Origin of the sequence: Microcoleus sp. Pol14D4 (genome assembly GCF_036701245.1) — a bacterium.
In the GTDB taxonomy this organism is placed as follows: domain Bacteria; phylum Cyanobacteriota; class Cyanobacteriia; order Cyanobacteriales; family Microcoleaceae; genus Microcoleus.
Genome location: NZ_JAUBQM010000096.1, coordinates 1 through 21,957, shown reverse-complemented (window position 1 = coordinate 21,957; position 21,957 = coordinate 1). Strand labels below are relative to the sequence as shown.

The following is a 21,957-nucleotide window of genomic DNA, read 5'->3' as shown; positions in this document are numbered from 1 at the left end:
GCTGCCTATCTTTTTTTACCACAAGTTGCCTCAATCCTTACTAGCTATGGGTTTGGGGTGGGTTGTCACCCCCCCAGGGTTAAAACTGAGATATTGCAGTATTCTCAATCATCCTTTCAAAAGCACGCTAGAAACAACGGCCCACAATATAGAAGTTCCACGTAATTCCTGATGAATAAACATTTTAACAGTCTTTGCTTGACCGGCCTGCTGTTCATCCTGCCTGTTTCTCCGGCAACAATTGCCCGCGCTCAACTTCCCGAAACTTCGGATACTAATGCCCAGCAAACAAATCTCCTCAAAGATGAACTCTATTTTGGCTTAACAAAACCGGGAGGCGAGACAATTTCTGAATCAGAATGGCAGGAGTTTGTCACGGCAGTTATTACCCCTCGCTTTCGGGAAGGGCTAACCGTATTAGACGGCTCCGGGCAGTTTCTCAACAGAGCGGGTATTCTGATTAGAGAAAACTCTAAAATAGTTATTTTAATTTATGAAAGTAGTCCTGAAAAAAATCAAGCTATTAATGAAATTATCGAAACTTACAAGCGCACTTTCCTGCAAGAGTCTGTGCTGCGGGCAACCAGCGAAGTTAAGGTTTCTTTCTGATGTGGTCATCCAATCAGCGTATTTATGATATTATCCGTGGTAATCAAGGTCATATCCTCAAAGATAATTAGGGTGCGGTGCAAGAAAATTCATAAGTTGTGGGTATCGATCGCCAACTGCAAAAAATCGCTAGAAAAACCTGCCCGGGAGAAAACAAAAACATGATGAACGACGGCAACCAAAAAGCTGAAGCGCCTGAAACCCAGGAGTCACAAAATTTGTCCGGCATGGCGAAAGCTTTTCTTGTGAGCGTGGCTTGGTCTTACGCAGAGGCATTGGAGCGAATGAAACGATCGCGAAATCCACAGCAACCCGCGCCGGAATCTCCGACAGAACAAGTCGAACCCGATCCTGAAAAAAATTAATGAAAGACTATTAATGCGCTCGATTTGACAAACTATCTGAGGGTGCGATCGAACGCAATAGTCAGTTAGCTGTTTTGAGTTAAAAACAATCAACTCAGAACAGCGAACTGTGCAGCTTTAGCCGGATTTGTAGGGGATTTTACAAGAAAAAAAACTGAAAGCCCCGTGACCCTTCAACAAGCTCAGGAAAAGCTTTAGTCCGGGGATGACAGCGGCGTTGCAGGTGCGAACCTCAACTTATATCTATGCCTAAAAGAAATTTAAACTAAACAAAGTACGGTTTTACCGCTACAGTGTACAAAACAAATAACCAATTTTTAGATCGGTCTCATGTCTAATTCAAAAATGATTGGTAAAGCGATCGCAGGTGGCCTTTGCTTCGGCATCCTCGCCAGCTTCACCGCTTCACACGGCCCCGCATCCGCAGCAGCACCAATAATTGCCCAAGAAACAGCAGCCCCGGCCGCTAGCAGCATCGACCAGCAACTCCTAGGTCAATGGCAAGGCACAGTCCCCTCCGGTCAGTCTTTCACCTTCGTCTTTGCCCCAGAAGGCAAATTGTTTCTCATGGCTAAAGGCCCCGACGGAGCCGCCCGCGCCAAAGAAATGAGGTACAAAGTTAATCTCGGTGAAAAACCGATGCACCTTGATGTCGGTCTCAGCAGCACAGAAACTGTTGAGACTGTTTTTGAGTTGACTCCCGAAGGTCAAATGCGCCTTCAGTTGCAAGGCACTAATCCCGGACAGGCGAGACCTAATTCCTTAAACGAACAGGCAACCGTGTTTAAAAAGGTCTCCGAGGCCACTGTACTGCCTGCTGACACTCAAATCATTGGTTTTTGAGGAAAATTACTCGCAGGCAGAAGGCACTCCAGTAGTTCTGAGTTTTGAGTTTTAAGTTATAAACCATTTAAAATTCAAAACTCATCCACGGCGAAGCGTTGCGAAGAATGTTAGCTTTCGCCATCTGTTATGCAAAGCCATCTTAAAATCTTCCTACTGCCTTCTGCCTTCAGCAGGCCCTGCTACAATCCACTTAATCTCCATTTAACTGCCATAGACCTCCATGAGTGAAACCGTCCTAGAAGTTCGCAACCTGCGGGTTCAATTTCAATCTGCGGACGCAGGCGATGCGTCTGCAACCGTCAAAGCGGTTGACGGCATTTCGTTTGAGGTTAAGCGAGGGCAAACTCTGGGCATCGTGGGAGAGTCGGGCTCGGGAAAATCGGTAACATCCCTCGCTGTTATGGGTTTGCTGTCGAGTTCGTCAACGAAAATCGACGGCGAAATTTGGTTTTCTCCGACAAAAGACGGCGCTAGCAATGGGCCTGTGAATCTGCTGGAAATGCCGGACAGGGAAAAACAAACATACCGGGGCAGCCAGATTGCGACGATTTTTCAAGAGCCGATGAGTTCGCTAAATCCCGTTTATACGATCGGATTTCAACTCACAGAAGCCATTTGTTTGCACCAACAGGTGTCGCAGACAGAAGCGCGGCGCCAAGCTGCTTCTCTGCTGCAAGAAGTGAAGCTGCTACCGGGCGACGATGAGATCAGGCAGCGGTGTTTGGCTTTGCGGCAAGAGCACTCCCGGACTGCTGCGGGGAATCAAGCAGTTATGGAGGACGATCGCGATTTGATGCAGCTCGTCAACGGGCAAAAACAAGCTATGCTCGATCGCTATCCCCACGAACTCTCAGGCGGTCAAATCCAGCGCGTGATGATTGCAATGGCCATTTCTTGCAATCCAACTTTATTAATTGCTGATGAACCGACAACGGCTTTGGATGTAACCGTGCAGGCAACAATCTTAGCTTTGCTGCGGGAGTTGCGGGACTCTAGAGGCATGGCAATGATTTTTATTACCCACGATTTGGGCGTCATTGCTGAAATTGGCGATACGGTGGCGGTGATGTACCGAGGCAAGATTGTTGAGTGCGGTGCGATCGAACAAATTTTCAGCAACCCCCAACATCCTTATACAAAAGGTTTATTAGCTTGCCGCCCAACTCTCGATCGGCAAAGGCGCCGCTTGCCGACAGTTTCCGATTTTATGGATGTCACCACAAATGCTAGCGGCGAATTAGTAATTGTCGAGAAAAATGCCGATTTAGACGGCGACAGCAGCGGGGGAAATCCTGCTTTTGCAAATGGAAAACCGCCTCGGCTGCCGCATATTTCTGGCCCTTTGCTAGCGGTTAATAACTTGCGAGTCGGTTTTCCGGTGCAGGGAATGTTTGGCGAAACCAAACGCTTATTTATGGCGGTAAACGATATTTCTTTTGAGGTTTATCCGGGCGAGACTTTGGGTTTGGTAGGCGAGTCTGGCTGCGGCAAATCTACTTTGGCGAGAGCTTTGCTGCAATTAATTCCGATAGCCAGCGGTAAAGTGTTTTTTGAAGGTCAAGAAATTACGCCTCCTGCCAAAAGTAGTTCGGCATCGCAGTGGATGGGTAATTATCGGATGAAAAAAGAGTACGATCGCAAATTGCGGTGGCTGCGGCGCGATCTGCAAATTATTTTTCAAGACCCTTTTAGTTCTCTCGATCCGCGCCTAAATGTTGGGGATGCCGTCATGGAACCGATGGTGATTCACCGCTTTGGTAAGAACCAGAAAGAACAGCGCGAGCGCGCGGCTTATTTGTTGGATAGAGTGGGTTTAAATCCCGATTTTATGCGGCGCTACCCTCACGAGTTTTCCGGTGGGCAGCGGCAGCGAATTTGTATTGCTAGAGCTTTGGCTTTGAATCCTAAGTTTATTATTTGCGATGAGTCGGTTTCAGCATTAGATGTCTCGGTGCAGGCGCAAGTTTTAAATTTGCTGAAGGAGTTGCAAACAGAGTTTGGACTGACTTATATTTTTATTTCTCACGATTTGAGCGTGGTTAAGTTTATGAGCGATCGCGCGATCGTCATGAACAAAGGTAAAATCGAGGAAATTGGCACTGCTGAACGCATTTACCGCCAACCGCAGCAAGCTTACACGCGGCAACTCATAGCTTCTATTCCAGCAGGGAATTTGGAGCGAATTCGGCAACAGCAACTAGGTCGCCAAGCTGCTTGGCCCCCATCGCCTGCAGATGAATCGAAACACGTTTGAGCTTTAGGCTTTTAAACTGGTATCAATTACCAATTACTAATTAGCCATTACGCGCGAACATATCGGGCTACGAAAAACTGCTACGAAGTTTTTTTTCATTTTATTTTCACAAATTAGCAGTTTACCTTGATTTTAACTTCATAATTTATGGTCAAATTGTACCTGCTTGAACTTGACTAACATTCCGGGTTTTTCAACCCACAGCCAGGACGCTCCACGCAGTATTTTCCTACATCAAACCCTGTTATTTCTAGACGCACAAAGTGGGGTATAACACGCTACTCTAACACAGTAATCAGCTTCAGGCTCCGCCTACATAATTAGGTTATGCACCCAGGAGTGCGAGTTTCTGAGTCCAGAACTAGCTAAATTAGGCCAAATGTCCAATGACTAACAACAATATGTCGCGTAGTATTATAAGTAAACTCTCTCGATGAGTCGGAAAAATTATAAAATGGGTACCCAAGCTAAAAAGAGATTGGTTGCTACTTCCGTAAATACACTTAATTATCGCCTCGTATTGCGTAAATTTACGTAATTATCGAATACGAGAGCTCGCCACATAGGGAATATTTATAATATTTAAACATCTTTATTGTAATTTTTAAATCAGCACAACTCAAAGTAACTCTAGATTAAAAGAATGAAACATTCAGTTCAACTAGAAGAATTCAAAAGCACTAAATTGGTGAAATTGCTGCAAGTGTTGTGGACAAAAATTACGGCAGCAGTCACCACAATACAAAAAGCAGAATCTAGAAAGCAGTATGAAAAAAAAATGCGCCTAGCGACGATCGCCCCTGGCAGTGTATTCTCAATTTTGATAATTGTACTGCTTCTCTTAAACGGGTGGCTCGTAGCTAACAGCGGTGATAATTTCTACGATAGCCAACTCGCCCTGGGATTTTTGGCAATTGCAAATATTATCTTTTTAGCGGTATCGGCCGGCTCAAACGCCTCTGCTGTCGTAGCCCAAAACGATCGCCCCTCCAGCCCACCTAACGCGGGCGATCGCTTTTTTAGCCTCTCGCTAGATCTGCTGTGCGTCCTTAGTTTTGACGGTTATGTAACACTGATCAACCCAGCAGCAGAAAAAATACTCGGCTATTCCCCAGGAGAAATGATTGGCAAACTCTTCCTCGAATTCGTGCATCCAGACGATCGCGAAGCTACTTTAAAAGAAGCTGAAAGTCTTGCTGCGGGGAATAATACCGTTGGGTTTGAAAACCGCTGGCGCTGTCGGAACGGTTCTTACAAGTGGATAGCCTGGACTGGTAGCCGTTTCTGGGAGGAAGAATTGATGTATGGTGTCGGCCGCGACATTACCGCTCAAAAACAAGCAGAAGCAGCGCTGCAAGAGAGTCAGCATTTTGTTGAGCGAATTGCCAATACCAGTCCGAATCTTCTCTTTGTTTACGATGAAAGCGAGCAGCGAAATGTCTACAGCAACCGCGAAATCAGTGACATCCTCGGCTATACCGCCGAAGAAGTTGAAAACATGGGCAGCAATCTACTGCCCACCATCATCCACCCTGACGACTTAGCTAAATTTCCCGGATATTTTCAGCAATTAGAAAATGCTCCCGACGGCGAAGTTATTGAGTACGAATATCGGGTGCGCGACAAACATAATTGTTGGCACTGGTTAGTCAGCCGGAATATTGTATTTAGCAGAACAGAGGAGGGAAAAATTAAGCAGCGTCTCGGTGCTGCTACGGACATTACAGAGCGCAAAATAGCAGAACAAGCTTTAGCAGAACAATTGAAACTTTCTTTATTCACAGCAGATGTGGGAATTGTTCTAACTCAAAACCAGGGTTTGCGTACAACTTTGCAATATTGCGCCGATGCAGTTGTGCGCCATTTGGATGTTGCCTTTGCTCGGATTTGGACATTGAATGAAGACGGAAATGTATTGCAACTGCAAGCAAGCGCGGGGATATATACTCATATTGACGGCGCTCACAGCCGCATTGCTGTCGGCGAGTTCAAGATTGGTTTAATCGCCCTGGAGCGACAACCTCACATCACTAATCGTGTGCAAGAAGATCCCCGAATCCAGGACAAAAAATGGGCCTCACGAGAAGGAATGGTGGCTTTTGCTGGATATCCGCTAATTGTTGACAATCAGTTGCTGGGAGTAATCGCGATGTTTGCTCGCCAGGAGTTGAACGAATCAATGGTGATTGCTTTGGCGTCAAGTGCCGATACGATCGCCCTGGGAATTAAGCGCAAACAAACAGAAGAAGCTCTCGCCAGACAACAGCAAACTTTGAGGGCAATTATTGACAACGCTCCGATCTGGGTATGGCTGACAAATGCTAGCGGGCGGATGTTATTAATTAACAAAACTTTCTGCGAAGATGTGGCTATACCTGAATCAAGATTTTTAGCAGCATCTCACTATTCCGAAGTTTTGGGATTAGAAGCATCTGCTATGTGCATGGAATCTGACGCGCAAGCGTGGAGCCAAGATATTCCCTGTTATGCTGAAGAAGCGATGCAGCTTGCTGATGGTAAAAAACATTATTTGGAGACAATTAAAACTAAGGTCAAAGATGATTTTGGAAACGCGATCGGCTTAATCGGTTTGGGTTTGGACGTTACAAAACAAAAAGAATCTCAAAGACAGTTGCAAAAGTCGGAAGCGAGATTCCGCAAATTAGCAGAGCAGGAAGCGCTGCTGAACCAGCTAGCTAGCAATATCCGCGAATCTCTGGATTTAGGTACTATTTTAGCAACAACTGTGCAGCAAATTCGCGACTTGCTGCAAGTCGATCGCTGTGTGTTTATCTGGTATTTGCCCGACGCTTCGCCACCTGCTTGGGATGTCGTCCACGAATCAAAAAATGATGATTTATTCTCGCTTTTGGGTTATTACCCTGCTGACATAAGGGGTACGCTGCCGCAAAAAATCGCTAAGTTGGAAGTTTATCAAATAGATGATGTTGCAACTTTCAGCGATCCAGTAGAAAAAGAATTCTTTTTGCAGGTTGGTTGCAAGTCTGTTTTGGATTTGCCGATTAAAAGTGCCGGAGGTTTAACTGGTGTTGTTAGCTGCGTTTCTTGCAGGGAGGTTCGCAAGTGGACAAAAGAGGAAGTGGAGTTAATGGAGGCAATTGGCGATCAATTGGCGATCGCCATCAGTCAATCTGAACTTTACACTAAAAGCGTCGATTCAGCTCGGATAGCACAAGAACAAGCTGCAAAACTCGAAGTAACTCTGTGCGAACTCCAGCAAGCTCAAACTCAACTCGTGCAGGCAGAAAAAATGTCTAGTCTCGGTCAGATGGTAGCAGGAATAGCCCACGAAATCAATAACCCAGTCAGCTTTATTTTCGGCAATCTTACCTACACAGAAGAATACACTAGAAACCTGATGAAACTGCTGCAAATGTATCGAGATGAATACCCGGAACCTTCTCCAGCGATTCAGGAGGAAATAGAAGTTTTAGAGCTGGATTCTGTGCTAGACGACTTGCCGAAAATGCTGTCTTCTATGCAGGTGGGAGCTACTCGCATCCGGGATATCGTGCGTAGTTTGCGGAATTTCTCTCGCCTCGATGAATCTGACATGAAAAAGGTTAACATTCACGAAGGCATCGACAGCACATTGATGATTTTAGAACACCGTCTGAAATTTCAGCCCGATAGCGTAGGGGGTACGGAGTCTCATCGCCCAGCAATTCAAGTCATTAAAGAATACGGACAACTGCCACGGGTGGAGTGCTACGCCGGACTCTTGAATCAGGTGTTTATGAATATTATCGCTAACGCTATTGACGTGTTACAAGAAAAGCTCGAAAATCCGGGAATTATCCGCATTCGTACAGAGGTAGAAGGTACTCTCGCTGTGATTAGAATTGCTGATAACGGTGCAGGTATCTCCGATCGAGTCAAGCAACGGATATTTGACCCCTTCTATACTACCAAACGCATCGGTTCAGGAACGGGAATGGGTTTAGCGATTTCGCATTCAATTATTGTCGAAAAACATAAAGGTGAAATTAAGTGTTTATCGGTGGTGGGGAAAGGCACTGAATTTATAATCGAGATTCCAATTAAAAGGGCCGAAATTTAAATTGGTTTTTCGGCAAAAATACTAAAAATCGTCAGTTGGAAAACCCGATTTTTTTGTACTAACCATAAGACTGACGCACCCTAAAGGCTACAACTAGAGAAAAGTTATTTTATCATAAATTTGTGTGGGGCCTATTGCCCACCCTCCAACTAAAATTGATATGATATTAAAAATCTCAAATCTCAAATCTCAAATCTCAAATGGCATTACCTCCCGGCAGTTTCGGTTTACCCCTAATTGGCGATACTATCAACTTTTTGCAAGATTCCCAATTCGCCAAAAAACGCCACCAGCAGTACGGGCCCCTTTTCAAAACCAGCCTTTTCGGACAGCCTACCGTGTTTATGCGTGGCCAAGAGGCTAATTTGTTTGTTTTAAGCAATGACAACCGATATTTTGTTGTGACTTGGCCTCCCAGCACGAGAGCGCTTTTAGGCTCCCTTTCCTTGGCATTACAAACGGGTGCTAACCACCAAAATCGGCGCAAGTTGCTGTACCAAGCGTTTCAGCCGCGAGCGCTGGCTGGCTACATCGGCGGGATAGAAGATATCACTCAGCGCTATTTGGAAAAATGGGAAAAAATGGAAACCCTGACTTGGTATCCTGAACTGAGAAATTATACTTTTGATGTGGCGGCTAAGTTGTTAGTAGGGATTGATAATGGTTCGGAAACGGCGCTAGGACATAATTTTGAAACTTGGGGCAATGGTTTATTTTCGATTCCTTTAGATGTGCCTTGGACTCAGTTTGGCAAGGCGAAAAAGTGCCGCAAGCTGCTGTTGGCAGAACTTGAAAATATTATTCGAGACAGACAACAAGGAACCGCTAGTGGCAATGATGCTTTGAGTTTGCTGATTTCTGCTCGCGATGACGAGGGAAATAGTTTGAGTTTGGATGAGTTAAAAGATCAAGTGCTGTTGCTGCTGTTTGCGGGACACGAAACTTTAACTTCGGCGATCGCCTCTTTTTGTCTTCTCCTAGCCCAACATCCCGATGTGATGGCAAAAGTCCGCACCGAACAGCAGCAGTTCCCCGCTACGGAACCCCTAACCTTGGAACAACTCAAACAAATGACCTATTTAGAACAGGTGCTGCAAGAAGTGCTGCGTTTAGTTCCACCAGTGGGAGGTATTTTTCGGACAGTCATTAATGCTTGTGAGTTCGGCGGCTATGAAATTCCAAAGGGTTGGACTGTACTTTCTCAGATTAATCAAACCCATCAGGATAGTCAACTTTATCCTGAACCCGATCGCTTCGACCCCGATCGATTTAACTCCGAGCGATCGGCAAAACCGTTCAGTTACGTGCCATTTGGTGGAGGTTTGCGGGAATGTTTGGGCAAAGAATTTGCCCGGTTAGAGATGAAGTTGTTTGCGGCAAAGATTGTTCGGGAGTTTGAATGGGAGCTTTTACCAGATCAAGATTTGCATTTGATCGCAGTACCGACTCCGCATCCCCGCGACGGTTTGCGAGTAAAATTTCGTCGAACAACAATGAAATAAGTAGAAGCTTCAGTTATACACCCTCCTGATTTTCGTCTTCTTCTTCAGAACAGGCAAGATGCCTGTGAAGCGAGAGATGAATTTTATTGTGGGGAGTAGGGGTTGGGCTTATAGCCCGCCCTGAAAGCCTGATTGATAATGGTGCAAGATCTCAGCCTCAATCAACATCCAATTGCATCGGCCCCAAATACTTAGTTAAATAAGGAGAAAAAACCTCATAAATCAGAGTCAATGGCTTCCCGTGATGCCAAAACAAATAGTGTCGCCCCCAAAAAGGCCCCGACTCTTCAAACGCTGATTCCAAAGCAGCCGAATTACCGCAATAAATGCCCTGCACATCGCGATACAATTCTGTCCGCAGTCTCGCTAAACTAGCCCAAATTGGCAAAGATTTATTTTGTAAATATTCGTCTACGTGGCTCGCTTCCCACCAAGAAGTCGCATAGGCTAAACGCTGTCCAGAAGCAGTTCGCAGCCACACTTGTCGGCGCAGGCGCGGCCCCGGAACCGCGACAATTTGCTGGGGCGCGCCGTCTGCGTCTTCACCCACTAAAGACATATCGATGACATCAACTTCTGTGGGTTCCCCTGTCAGCAGTTGCAGGTGACGGGTAGGGGAACCGTCGCCCAGGAGCAGTATTTGCCACGCCGGTGCGAGCTTGGTGTGGGGCAAACCCTTCTGTACTGCGTCTTCTGCTCCTTGCCACAGGGGGTTGAGAGCGTGCCAGGTGCGGCTGTTTTTGGGTGTAAATGTTGCAGTCAAGGGTCTTTACAAAACTTAATTTTTTGTTTATTATAACGCTTCTTCAATTATCCGCTCAAAAACCAAAAATTGATCGACCGAGGACGAGCGCCCATAGGATGTCCGGTTAAATAGTTATAATACTTCTGTTCGGGATTTTTATTCTTCCTTCTTCCTTCTTCTTCCTGACATCCGTTACATCCGTTACATCCGTTATATAATCCGTTGCCGAACTTCCTTCCACTATATGTTACGAATAACCGAAATAAAACTCCCCCTCGATCATCCTGAAGATGCGATCGCCAGTGCCATAGTCAAAAAGCTGCAAATTCCCCCCGAAGAATTGCTCAGCTATTCCATCTTCAAGCGCAGCTACGATGCTCGTAAAAAAGCAGAAATCCTCCTTGTCTATATTGTGGATGTAGAGACGACACAGGAAAAGCAACTTCTCCAACGCTTCAAAAAAGATCCTCATGTGATGCTGACGCCAGACACGAGTTATCGCTATGTAGCCAAAGCCCCCAGCAATTTGACGATTCGCCCCATTGTGATTGGTACAGGGCCGTGCGGTATGTTTGCAGGTCTCATGCTGGCACAAATGGGGTTTCGCCCCATCCTTTTAGAACGCGGAAAAGCAGTGCGCGATCGCACGGTTGACACCTTTGGATTTTGGAAGAAAAAAGCAGAATTCAACCCAGAATCTAACGCTCAGTTTGGCGAAGGTGGTGCGGGTACTTTTTCCGATGGCAAACTCTACAGCCAAGTTAAAGATCCTCAGCATTATGGGCGGAAGGTGTTGACGGAACTTGTGAATGCAGGAGCTTCACCGGAAATTTTATATATTAATAAACCGCATATTGGCACGTTCAAACTGGTGGGAATTGTCCAAAGTCTACGCGCCCAAATTGAATCATTAGGCGGGGAAATTAGGTTTCAAAGTCGTGTAGAAGATATCCACATCGAAAATGGAAAAGTGCAGGGACTTACCCTCGCCAGCGGAGAATATATTGCTAGTAATTATATAGTTCTGGCGGTGGGACACAGCGCCCGCGATACTTTTGAAATGTTGTTTTCGCGCGGGGTTTACATCGAGGCAAAACCTTTTTCCATTGGTTTTCGGGTGGAACATCCGCAGACTATTATCGATCGCTGTCGTTTTGGCGATCGGGCGGGCCATAAGCTTTTGGGCGCCGCCGATTACAAACTGGTTCACCACTGCCAAAATAATCGTTCTGTGTACAGTTTCTGTATGTGTCCCGGTGGTTTGGTAGTGGCCGCCGCGTCGGAACCGGGGCGACTTGTCACTAACGGAATGAGTCAATATTCTCGCAACGAACGCAATGCTAACAGCGGGATTGTGGTGGGTATCACGCCAGAGGATTATCCGGGTCATCCCTTAGCCGGAATTGAGTTTCAACGTCGCCTAGAAGAACGGGCATTTGAGTTAGGAGGTGGCACTTACAACGCCCCTGGGCAGCTTGTGGGGGATTTTTTGGCGAATCGCCATTCCACGGCGCTAGGCAGTGTGCAGCCGTCTTATACGCCGGGAGTTGTGATGACTGATTTGAGCGAAAGTTTGCCCGATTATGCGATCGCAGCTATCCGCGAAGCACTTCCGGCTTTTGACAAACAGATTAAAGGATTTGCGATGGATGATGCGGTTTTGACTGGGGTGGAAACGCGCACTTCTTCACCAATTCGGATTAAACGCAGGGAAGACTATCAGAGTTTGAATACAGAAGGTCTTTATCCTGCTGGGGAAGGTGCAGGATATGCGGGTGGAATTCTGTCGGCGGGGATTGATGGGATTAAGGTGGCAGAGGCGGTTGCTTTGAGTATTTTGCAATCTTCAAACCACAAAATTTGAGGCTGGATTTGAGGATTTTTAGACGATTTGAAGATTGCCGTCAACCGTCAACTGTCAACCGTCAACTCTGTTCAAACAGCAGCTAAACGCGATCGAATTTCCGTATCGGTATACTCCGGCGTCCAGCCTTCTTTGGTAGTAAAATAGCGCACCGCTTTAATTTTCTGGGCTGCTGTCAAATAAAACCAGTGTTCTGTATTCGCCGGCACGTTGATAAATTCTTCCGGCTGCACAGTGAGTTCGACTTGGCTGCAGTCGGGCCGCACGAAACCGAAAATGCCCTCGCCTGCTACGATATAGCGGACTTCATCATCGGCGTGGATGTGGCACTTGTTGAATTTGGACAGCATGGTGTCGAGGTTGGGAATGTCTGGGTGCAGTACGATTAAGTCCCGATCCTGATAGCCTGCACTTTCCGACAACTGTTGAAAGTAGCCGTCGAGGGCTTGCAGCACTTGCTCTTTTTGATTGTCGTCAAGAGCATCTTTCGCTAACAAATTTTGAATTTCAGCGCTATCACCCACGGGCCAGCGGTTGAGTTGAATGTTTAAGGAAGCGAGTTCTCGGGTAATGTCGCTTTGTTGAGTGTAGGTTGTACCGTTTTCGAGTCGCAGGATAGCCATTTTTGCACGTTCCAATTTTTGGGTGAGGCGATACACAGGCACTGTGAAAGATGTTTGTCGATCGCGCCTGTACCAGATTCACAATTTTAACGCTAATTTGAACAGGCAAGGTGCCTGTTCCACAATAGTTTAATGATTTGAACAGGCAAGATGCCTGTTCTACAATAGTTCCAGATTTGTCGCGATAAGATTAATAAGTCAGCCACCAGCTAGCACCCGCAGCGATCGGCAATACTGATATCTTAACTGTAATTTTTGCAACAACCATGCCTACTTATACGGGAATTTCTAGCGAAGCATTTCAGCATCCGCTCGATCGCCAAGCTGAGGAAGCGCTGCGAAGCGTGCCTGGATTTGACTTAATTGCCAGCAAATTTGTAGAATTTGTCTACGAACGACCGCAATTCGTTTACCTCATGGGAAATAGCATTCAAGTCGGGCCCCGCCAATATGCAAGCATTTATCATATATTTCGGGAGTGCGTGCAGGCTTTAGATATTTTTCCAGAACCGGGTTTGTTTGTTTCTCAGAATCCCTCGGTTAACAGCGATGCCCTGGGAAAAAACCAGCCTTATGTAGTATTAAACACTGGCCTTTTAGACTTGTTGGACGAGGCGGAACTTCGGGTAGTCTTGGCTCACGAGTTGGGACACATTAAATGCGGCCATCCAACTTTAAATCAAATGGCGATGTGGGCGATGAGCGTCGCATCGACAATTGGCGAGATGACTTTTGGGCTGGGAAATATGGTCGGCAGCGGTTTAATTTACGCTTTTTACGAGTGGCGGCGCAAGGCTGAATTGTCGGCAGACCGGGCGGCTTTGTTGGTAACGGATGACTTGAACAGCGTGATGAAGACGATGATGCAACTGGCGGGGGTTAGCAGTAAATATGCCGATCAATGCAGTTTGCAAGAATTTATCCGCCAGTCTGACAACTATCAAGAGCTCGATCGAGACAATCTCAACCAAGTGTATAAGTTTTTACTCTACAACGGCGGCCAGGGCGTGATGCTGAGTCACCCTTTCCCGGTGGAACGCCTGCGGTATTTGCGAGACTGGGCCAGTTCCGAAGAATACCGCCAAATTAAGCTGGGGAACTACAAGCGGGCTGTAGCTGAGGGTGCGGTTGATGTGAAGTCTCAGGCATCTGCCAGCGAAGCAGAGGCGTTGCGGCGTCAGATTGAAGAGTTGCAGCGGGAAATCGACGCGAGACGTAAATCGCGGCACTAATCCTGGTCCCAGGCAACAGCGAGGCAGAGCCTCTGGATCTCGGTTCCCAGGCAGAGCCTAGGAACCAGTTAATCCTCGCAATCCTCGTCCCCAGGCAGAGCTTGGGGATGCAGATCTAGAGGCTCTGCCTCTGCCTCACCGAGAACAGCGAAATCCTCATAAAATTAAAACAAAAAATTACTGACACTATGCCTTATGAAGCTTACGATTATCGGTTGTGGCTATGTTGGGACTGCTCTGGCTAAATATTGGCATCCAAAACCAGATCATGTTGTTACAGTAACTACCACAAGCAAGGAACGTGTAGTAGAGCTTGAGGAAGTAGCGGCGCGGGTGGTAGTGATGAAAGGGAATGACGCTGCTGCTGTACAGTCCTTGGTGCAAAATCAGGACACTATTCTTGTCAGCGTTGCACCGATCAGTGACCGCCAAGTCAGTGGAGAAACTTACGCCGAAACCTATCTTCCCACGGCGAGAAATCTGATCGCATCCTTGGCAGGTGCTACTACGAGCAAGCAGGTTATTTACCTGAGTAGTTGCTCCGTCTACGGTAACCAAAATGGGGATTGGGTTGATGAAGAGTCCCTTGTAGCTCCCATCAGCTTACACGGGAATATTCTATCTGAGACAGAGCAGATTTTGTTACAGGCTAATCGTGAAAATGTCAGAGTTTGTATTCTGCGCTTGGGGGGAATTTACGGGCCAGGTCGTGACATGGAAAAGCGCTTTCGGTCTGTTGCTGGCACATCCCTTTCAGGAACGGGTAAAAACTTTACGAATTGGGTTCACCTCGACGACATTGTTTCAGCGGTGGAGTTTATGCGAGAAAAACGATGTCAAGGTATCTACAATTTGGTTGACGATCAGAAGATTACCATAGGAGAGCTGTCGAACCAAGTGTGCAATTTCTACAATCTCCCCCAGGTTTTGTGGAACCCTTCACAATCCAGCATTCGTGGCAATAATGTGCGTGTAAGAAATCAGAAAATCAAAGCAATTGGTTATCAATTGATTCATCCTAACATAGTGATTTGAGCAAAAAGCTGTGGTTACTTGCTTTTACTTTTCCGACTCATCTGCTAGGTATAACAGTTGCAACGTCAAGCTAGAAAAATCTCCCTCCTCGTCATATTTAACAATCAGTTGTTGCAGATGAGAAGTTGTCACCAGCCAATTGGCTACAAGGAAAAAGTCGGTACCAATACTGACTTTTTCAGGACAGCTCACAGAAATTCCATCTGGTAAAAAGAAAGTTTCGTTTCCTTCCCAAGGCCAATGCAACTGAGTTGGCACAGGAGACGAAACTTGTAAATCAGGGGTCATGGTAACAGAGGTTCCTTGCCAATTGCCGCTCAAATTTCTTTCAGGCAATACATCGAGTTCAGTTGACCAATATTTACTAGGAAATCCAGCAGCATCCTCACGAATACTCGCTGTTCGCATTAAGTTCCAGTTAGCGTCATAAACGATGCCTACACTATGTCGTAAGTTCTCGTATCTAAAAAATAACTCTAATCTCAAATACGAGTCCCTTTTTAATTGTTTTGTTACCCAGGTTGCCGCCCCCTGTTCAAAGTAAATTCCTCTTAACGACTCGCGTGCCGGGTGAAAGTGTCCATCAGCTAAGCTATTAGATTCCTGGTTATATTCCCAATTTTCTTCCTGAATTCTGCCGTCAGCATACATGTACCGATTTGTTTGAGCAATTTCAGTTTGCTCTGGATTGCTCTGAAAGCTTCTCAGGCTTTTAAACGACTCAATAACTTCTCCTTGGGGAGAATATCTTGTCCAAATTCCGTACCAATCATGCAAATGGTTGGTACATAAATTCTGCCAATTTTGTGCTTTTAGATCTATCATATCGGCTATTCCCTGATTGCAGCATTATCTCTAATGCAAAATCTACTATGAAAGATGTCTTGATTCACTCACGTCTACCCTCATTTAGGCAAATATTCACCAAATTTTCGAGGGTTAATTCTGGGAATTTATTCACTCGATTTTCGAGAAAAGTGCCACTACAATCAATTCCGTCATACCTGATGTTCCGCGCTCTTACTTCAGTACCCAGAAAATGGAAAAACTCCATATGAGTCCAACCATTTTTATATTTGGTAATCATCCGGCACATATCATTACCGATAGAGGTAATTGGACACTCAATACTCTCCTCCCCTAAGTAGCCTACTTCACGAACTATGTACTCTGGACAAGCATGGAGAACTGTAGCCATCTCATTCTCTAATTTCCTCTCAGTAACATTCCAGACTTTGAAGTTATGGTGGACTGAAATACCCTCCGGAAATAGGAATTTTTCTGAGGATATCATCTCATTACTAAACTGGGTGTATCGCACTACCTTGTCCCCATTGTCATAAACGTACCAACGGCGACCTTCCCATTTACCGAGTGACCTCTTAAAGAACTCTACTCCGTTCATTTTTTCCTCTCCATCGGCTGAACTTTATCAGTAATTTATGTTACTTCTTTTCCTCGTCCCCAGGCTCTGCCTGGGGATGCAGATCTAGAGGCTCTGCCTCTGCCTCACCGAGAACAGCGAGGCAGAGCCTCTGGATCTCGGTTCCCAGGCAGAGCCTAGGAACCAGTTAGTAGGGGCAATCCCCTGGTAGTTGCCCTCCGATCGAGATTATTTTCGAGATTTAGCGGATTTGGGGAAACTAGGAAGGTAAAAGGAAGGTGGGCAAGTGAGAGACTTACTCGCAACTCGCCTCCAATCTAAAAACTGTCCTCTCCTTTCTGAAATCTGTTTCTGAGGAAGTGTAGTTTAAATCAAGAGAAGATTATAACTCAACCGGGCTAGGTGAAAAATGATTATTGATAAAGCAATGAATACTAACAAGCCAACCTCTAATTTTTTCGGCAACGTGGGAAAAGTCGCGATCGCCCTGACTCTTCTAGCCGCCGGCATGGCATTTACAAATCCTGGGAGAGACAAATACCTAACTTATGCTTCCGGCGTACTCCAAACCGAGTTGGAAAGCACTGTGTGCAAAGATTCTCGCGTGCCTAAAGCTTTGAGCGGTGTTGCAGATACTTTGATCGGCAGTTGCAAGAATTTGCTGACTTCGCAGCGGGACACGATCGAAAGCTTGCTCGACAATACAACGCAGCGTCAAAATTTAGGTGTAGTCAGTATTTACACAACTGAATTAGGCAAAAAAAGCTATCAAACGGTTGGAGCTTTTGGTAATTTTGTGACGCTGCCACCTAGTTCTGAAAATGCTCAAAATTAGACTCAAATTAAGTTCAATTGTTGAAACCGGGTTTGGTAGAAAGCCCGGTTTTTGCTTGCGTAATTCTCTTTCAGTAAATCTCAATAACTTCGGAGAGCGGTAGCACATATTTTTAATGAGGTCGGCTATTAGAGACAAAATATTAAGTTTTCTTAAAGAATAAAAGTTATTGTCCCACTTAATACTAACATGAACGCTATAAAGTTTGATGTTTAACAAATAAGCAGATGGCAATGCAATTAAGTAAGGGTGAAAGATTTAATATCTCTCAAGAAGCGCCCGGTTTAAAGAAAATGGCGATCGCCCTGGGTTGGCAGGTGACAGAGGCAGGACAAAGCTACGAGATTGATGTCTCTGCCTTTATGCTAGGTGCTGACGGCAAAATACCTAACGATAAATATTTTATCTTTTACAATAATCTGCAATCCGGTGACAGTTCTGTACTGCAAGTAATTCGAGATAAAAACAACCGAAGTCAAGAGAATAAAACGATTTACGGCGTTATCTTAAAAAGAGTTAATCCTGAAATTGAGGAAATAACTTTTGTTGTGACTATTCACGAAGCAGAAAAAATTAATGCAAATTTTAGCAATATCAAAAATGCTTTTATCAAAATTTACAATTTGGATACCGAAAACGAACTTGTTCGTTATGAATTAAAAGAGAATTTTTCGCGAGAGACTGCTGTAGAATTTGGTCGCTTGTATAGAAAGAATGGAGAGTGGAGATTTCAGGCGGTAGGAGCAGGATATCAGGCAGGATTGCAGAGTTTTGTTGACAAGTATTGCAGCTAAAATAGTAGCGATCGGAAAATATCACCTGCAAATTCTGATAGCAGCGACACAAAAACTCGCAGCAGGCGAAGAAACAGGAGGTAAACCGCTGTGGCATTAGTTAGTAGACGACAAAATCTGCTGGTAAGCATCGATGGTTTGCTGGGCGATCGCCTCCCAGTTATAATACTTTTCGGCATACTTTTTGCCGTTCAATCCCCGCCGTTGGCGTTCTTCGGGATTCAGAAGTGCTGATTTGATTGAATGGGCGATCGCCCCTACTTCCAAAGGCCCCACCCAACCAGCCTCTGCTTGCTGTATGTCTTCCGCAATATGTATGCGATCGGAAATAGCGACAGGTACACCGGCGACCATCGCTTCCGCTACAGCAATGCCAAAGTTTTCGTAATAAGAAGGCAATACAAATAAGTCTGCCTTTGTCAAAATTTCAACTTTTAAATCACCGCTTACAAAGCCAGTTATTGTTGTGTACTTTGCTAAGCTTGAATTCTGAATTTGCACTTTAATTTTTGTTTCATAATCAGCATTTTGGGGACTAGAACCCGCTAAAATAAAGTGAAACTCTATGCCGGCTTCTAAAATACTTTCTAATGCTGGAATTAGCAAATCAAGCCCTTTTTTAGGTTCAATGCGCGACATAAATAAGATGATTGGCACTTGAGATTCGCGCAATCTCTTAGGAAACAAACCTGCTGTCACCCCCAATGGAATAACCAAATCTCGTGGCACAGGCATCTTGCCTGTGAAGTCCAAATCCCGTGGCACAGGCATCTTGCCTGTGAAGTCCAAATCCCGTGGCACAGGCATCTTGCCTGTGGAGTCCAAATCCCGTGGCACAGGCATCTTGCCTGTGCTACCCAAACCAAATCTTTCTGAGATTTTAGCCTCTTCTTTACTTGTGAAATGAATTGCGGCTGCCCCTGCTAAATTAGGGCGTTCTAAAAGCGTGGCATAAATCTGTTTCAAGCGCTTTTTTTTCTGCAAATCGGCAGGGTCAAGCATACCGCAAGGACGCATAATATATGGCAACTTGTGATATCTAGCAATTGTGGCGGCAAAAGTAGTTACTGGTGAGAAAAGAGCGTGAATGTGAGCCAGGTCAAATTGTCGCGCATTTTCATTTAACCACTGCAATAACGAGAATGAAAATTTATATCTGCGCCAGGGATAACAGCGGAAATAAATAATCTGATAGCCGTTTTGCTGTATTGGTTGATTTAGAGGAACATCTAAGGGAAGTTGACCGATATCTCCGTTAGAATCTGTGGTGATGATCGTCACATCAATGTTTTTTGCCGCGAGGGCCGCAGAAAGTCCGAGTACCATTTGACTCGGCCCGCCGTAGATGAGGGAAATGGAGGGGATAATTTGAAGAATTCGCATGGTTAGCACTTCCTGTTAGCTGAGGTAGCTGGTTGTGTTATCATAGAAAGAATTGCAAAATTTGCACGTTATACTAATTTAGGCGATCGGAGGCAAGTTATGCTGATTGGATTCAGCGTCGGCAACTACAAATCTTTTAAAGAAACTGTCACCCTCAGCATGGTAGCCTCGTCAATTACTGAGGAAGACAAAGAGCTGGACGAAAATAATCTATTCCCAATTAATGATAAGTTAAGCTTACTCAAAAGTGCTGCTATTTATGGAGCTAATGCAAGTGGCAAAAGCAATCTTATCGCTGCTCTTAACTTTATTAAATGGTTTGTCCTCAACTCATCCAAAGAAACGCAAATTTCAGACGCGATCGATATTGAAGCATTCAGGCTAAGTACGGAGACAGAAAAAGAGCCGTCTTTCTTTGAAATCGTTTTTCTACTAGAAGACAAAAGTTTTAGGTACGGTTTTGAGGTGAATGCGCGGAAAGTTGTTTCTGAGTGGCTATTTCAAGCTGATGACAGTGAAGAAAAAATGCTTTTTGAACGGGATTTTGATAATTATATATTAGATGATTTCCCCGAGGGACACGGCATTAGCGATAAAACCCGAAGTAATGCTTTATTTCTTTCTGTAGTCGCACAATTTAATGGTAAAATTTCTGGCAAAATATTGCTGTGGTTTAGTAAAAATTTGCAATTGATATCAGGCTTGCAAGATACACAATACCGCAAAGAAACCTTGGAGTCTTTTGAGAACGATCGCCACAGGCATGATATTATTGAATTCATCAAAAAATTAGACTTGGGTATTGCTGATATCCAAATCACAAATCAACCTGTATTTATTATTTCCAATAATAAGGCATTATATGCTACATCCTACGGCGGTAGTTTATATCTTAATTCTGAAAGCAAACCAACCGTGAAAACAGTTCACCGGAAATATGATGCTGATGGGAAACAGACTGCTATAGAATTATTTGATATCGAAACGCACGAATCCGAGGGAACAAACAAACTGTTTGCATTAGCAGGCCTTCTTCTGGATACTTTAAGGACAGGAAAGATTTTATTAATTGATGAACTTGATGCCAGACTGCATCCGCTGATTACTCGCGAATTAATCTGCTTATTCAATTCTACCGAGACTAATCCGCACAACGCACAGCTTATATTCACGACACACGACACAAACTTGCTCAGCAGCAAAACTTTTCGTAAGGATCAAATATGGTTTACTGAAAAGGATAACAAGGGTGCTACTGATTTGTACTCTTTGGTAGAGTATAAAGTCGGGAAAGATGCCTCATTCGAGCGCGATTACATTATCGGCAAGTATGGCGCTATCCCTTTTATTGGTAATTTTAAAGAACTAATAGGTGAACTTCATGAGTAAAAAAAGTTCGTCTAGAAGAAATATTGATTACTCCAATCGAAAAGATAAAAGTAGAAGATGGTTTTTTATCGTGTGCGAAGGTGAGAAAACAGAACCCAACTATTTTAGAAGTTTTCCAGTAGACACAAAGGTAATTAACCTGGAGATCAGAGGAGAAGGAAGAAATACGAATAGTTTAGTAACAAAAGCTATTGAGTTAAAAAACGGCTTAGAATACGACGAAACAGACCGATTTTGGTGCGTGTTCGATCGCGATAAAAACCCTAAAAATCCTAACGACTCGCAAAATTTTAATTCAGCCATAACTCTTGCAAGAAATAACGGCATTGACGTAGCTTATTCAAATGATGCTTTTGAATTGTGGTATTTGCTGCACTTCCATTTTTATAATACGGGAATTTCTCGCCAGGATTATCAAAATATGCTAACCAAGTTATTGGGACACGAGTATAAGAAAAACAGCGAGACGATTTATGAGGAACTAAAAGACAAACAGCAGGATGCAATTAAACACGCAAAACGACTTTTACAGGAATACGATCGCCCCAATCCTGAAACAGACAATCCTTCAACAACAGTACATTTGCTAGTCGAAGAACTTAACAGTTTTATTCCTGATTGATGAGGAATTTTGGCAGTAGATACATCTGATTATCAAAAGACCTCAAACACCCGGTTTCTTCGTATATTTCTCGTGACCGAAAGCATCCAGGATACAAGCCCGCGGATTCATCCGTCCAGAAATAAAAAACGTATATCCGATGAAACTTGCCGAACGTATTTATCCGTGGGGTCAAGGCTTCAATTCTTTAATCTAAAATCTAAAATTTAAAATCGATTGACTCGTCGCCAAACTTGTAGAAAGCGGGTTTCTAGCCGCCCCATGCGTAAGCCCTGCAACTTTCACTGCAATAACGAGAGAGAAAACTTATATCTACGCTGGGGGGGTGACAACCCGCCCCAAACCCATAGTTAGTAAGGATTGAGCCAACTTGTGGTAAAAAAAGATAGGCAGC

18 protein-coding genes are annotated in these 21,957 nt (G+C 44.7%); 13 read left to right on the top strand and 5 right to left on the bottom strand.

What is annotated here, in order from left to right; translation table 11 throughout:
- Positions 1–171: 171 nt before the first annotated feature.
- The 6 genes from QUA33_RS24640 to QUA33_RS24615 all read left to right on the top strand — a co-directional run bounded on the left by QUA33_RS24640 (position 172) and on the right by QUA33_RS24615 (position 9,657).
- Complete coding sequence (locus tag QUA33_RS24640; RefSeq protein WP_333151974.1) at positions 172–609, top strand: DUF3574 domain-containing protein; 438 nt, start codon at positions 172–174, stop codon at positions 607–609.
- Positions 610–707: 98 nt separating this feature from the next.
- Positions 708–974, top strand: coding sequence for a hypothetical protein (locus tag QUA33_RS24635; protein ID WP_333097936.1), 267 nt, complete (start codon positions 708–710; stop codon positions 972–974).
- Positions 975–1,304: 330 nt separating this feature from the next.
- A complete protein-coding gene (locus QUA33_RS24630; RefSeq protein ID WP_333151972.1) occupies positions 1,305–1,817 on the top strand; it encodes a hypothetical protein in 513 nt (170 codons plus the stop codon).
- A 223-nt stretch (positions 1,818–2,040) separates the two neighbouring features.
- The gene (locus QUA33_RS24625) at positions 2,041–4,074 is read left to right on the top strand and encodes an ABC transporter ATP-binding protein (RefSeq protein ID WP_333151969.1); all 2,034 of its coding nucleotides are present in this window, start codon (positions 2,041–2,043) and stop codon (positions 4,072–4,074) included.
- Between the two features lie 643 nt (positions 4,075–4,717).
- Positions 4,718–8,155 carry a PAS domain S-box protein gene (locus QUA33_RS24620; protein WP_333151968.1) on the top strand — a complete coding sequence of 1,146 codons (3,438 nt, stop codon included), beginning with the start codon at positions 4,718–4,720 and terminating at the stop codon, positions 8,153–8,155.
- Positions 8,156–8,355: 200 nt separating this feature from the next.
- Positions 8,356–9,657 carry a cytochrome P450 gene (locus QUA33_RS24615; RefSeq protein WP_333151965.1) on the top strand — a complete coding sequence of 434 codons (1,302 nt, stop codon included), beginning with the start codon at positions 8,356–8,358 and terminating at the stop codon, positions 9,655–9,657.
- Positions 9,658–9,814: 157 nt separating this feature from the next.
- Here QUA33_RS24615 and QUA33_RS24610 read toward each other — a convergent pair whose 3' ends face one another.
- Positions 9,815–10,420 carry a chorismate lyase gene (locus QUA33_RS24610; protein WP_333072653.1) on the bottom strand — a complete coding sequence of 202 codons (606 nt, stop codon included), beginning with the start codon at positions 10,418–10,420 and terminating at the stop codon, positions 9,815–9,817.
- 226 nt (positions 10,421–10,646) lie between these two features.
- On the opposite strand from QUA33_RS24610, the gene QUA33_RS24605 reads away from it, so the two are divergent.
- On the top strand, positions 10,647–12,266 hold the full coding sequence (locus QUA33_RS24605; protein ID WP_333151963.1) for an NAD(P)/FAD-dependent oxidoreductase: 1,620 nt from the start codon (positions 10,647–10,649) through the stop codon (positions 12,264–12,266).
- Between the two features lie 71 nt (positions 12,267–12,337).
- Here QUA33_RS24605 and QUA33_RS24600 read toward each other — a convergent pair whose 3' ends face one another.
- Positions 12,338–12,889: an acireductone dioxygenase gene (locus QUA33_RS24600; protein WP_333151962.1), complete on the bottom strand. Its 552-nt coding sequence runs from the start codon at positions 12,887–12,889 to the stop codon at positions 12,338–12,340.
- 266 nt (positions 12,890–13,155) lie between these two features.
- Here QUA33_RS24600 and QUA33_RS24595 point away from each other — a divergent pair, with 266 nt between their 5' ends.
- Both QUA33_RS24595 and QUA33_RS24590 read left to right on the top strand, forming a co-directional pair.
- Complete coding sequence (locus QUA33_RS24595) at positions 13,156–14,121, top strand: M48 family metallopeptidase (protein WP_333151960.1); 966 nt, start codon at positions 13,156–13,158, stop codon at positions 14,119–14,121.
- A 195-nt stretch (positions 14,122–14,316) separates the two neighbouring features.
- On the top strand, positions 14,317–15,156 hold the full coding sequence (locus QUA33_RS24590) for an SDR family oxidoreductase (RefSeq protein WP_333151958.1): 840 nt from the start codon (positions 14,317–14,319) through the stop codon (positions 15,154–15,156).
- A gap of 24 nt (positions 15,157–15,180) precedes the next feature.
- Here QUA33_RS24590 and QUA33_RS24585 read toward each other — a convergent pair whose 3' ends face one another.
- Together QUA33_RS24585 and QUA33_RS24580 are read right to left on the bottom strand one after the other, a co-directional pair.
- Positions 15,181–15,981, bottom strand: a complete 801-nt coding sequence (locus QUA33_RS24585; RefSeq protein WP_333151956.1) for a DUF3598 family protein — start codon at positions 15,979–15,981, stop codon at positions 15,181–15,183.
- Positions 15,982–16,045: 64 nt separating this feature from the next.
- The gene (locus tag QUA33_RS24580; RefSeq protein ID WP_333151954.1) at positions 16,046–16,561 is read right to left on the bottom strand and encodes a hypothetical protein; all 516 of its coding nucleotides are present in this window, start codon (positions 16,559–16,561) and stop codon (positions 16,046–16,048) included.
- A gap of 388 nt (positions 16,562–16,949) precedes the next feature.
- Between QUA33_RS24580 and QUA33_RS24575 the strand changes: the two genes are divergently transcribed.
- Together QUA33_RS24575 and QUA33_RS24570 are read left to right on the top strand one after the other, a co-directional pair.
- Positions 16,950–17,375: a DUF4359 domain-containing protein gene (locus QUA33_RS24575; RefSeq protein ID WP_333151952.1), complete on the top strand. Its 426-nt coding sequence runs from the start codon at positions 16,950–16,952 to the stop codon at positions 17,373–17,375.
- Positions 17,376–17,608: 233 nt separating this feature from the next.
- Positions 17,609–18,169: a TerD family protein gene (locus QUA33_RS24570; protein ID WP_333151950.1), complete on the top strand. Its 561-nt coding sequence runs from the start codon at positions 17,609–17,611 to the stop codon at positions 18,167–18,169.
- Between the two features lie 96 nt (positions 18,170–18,265).
- Here QUA33_RS24570 and QUA33_RS24565 read toward each other — a convergent pair whose 3' ends face one another.
- Positions 18,266–19,552 (bottom strand): glycosyltransferase, encoded by a 1,287-nt coding sequence (locus tag QUA33_RS24565; RefSeq protein WP_333151949.1) that lies wholly within the window; start codon positions 19,550–19,552, stop codon positions 18,266–18,268.
- Between the two features lie 99 nt (positions 19,553–19,651).
- Here QUA33_RS24565 and QUA33_RS24560 point away from each other — a divergent pair, with 99 nt between their 5' ends.
- Positions 19,652–20,941, top strand: coding sequence for an ATP-binding protein (locus QUA33_RS24560; RefSeq protein WP_333151947.1), 1,290 nt, complete (start codon positions 19,652–19,654; stop codon positions 20,939–20,941).
- On the top strand, positions 20,934–21,563 hold the full coding sequence (locus QUA33_RS24555; RefSeq protein WP_333151945.1) for an RloB family protein: 630 nt from the start codon (positions 20,934–20,936) through the stop codon (positions 21,561–21,563). The genes QUA33_RS24560 and QUA33_RS24555 overlap by 8 nt, the downstream gene beginning before the upstream one ends.
- The last annotated feature ends 394 nt before the right edge of the window (positions 21,564–21,957 follow it).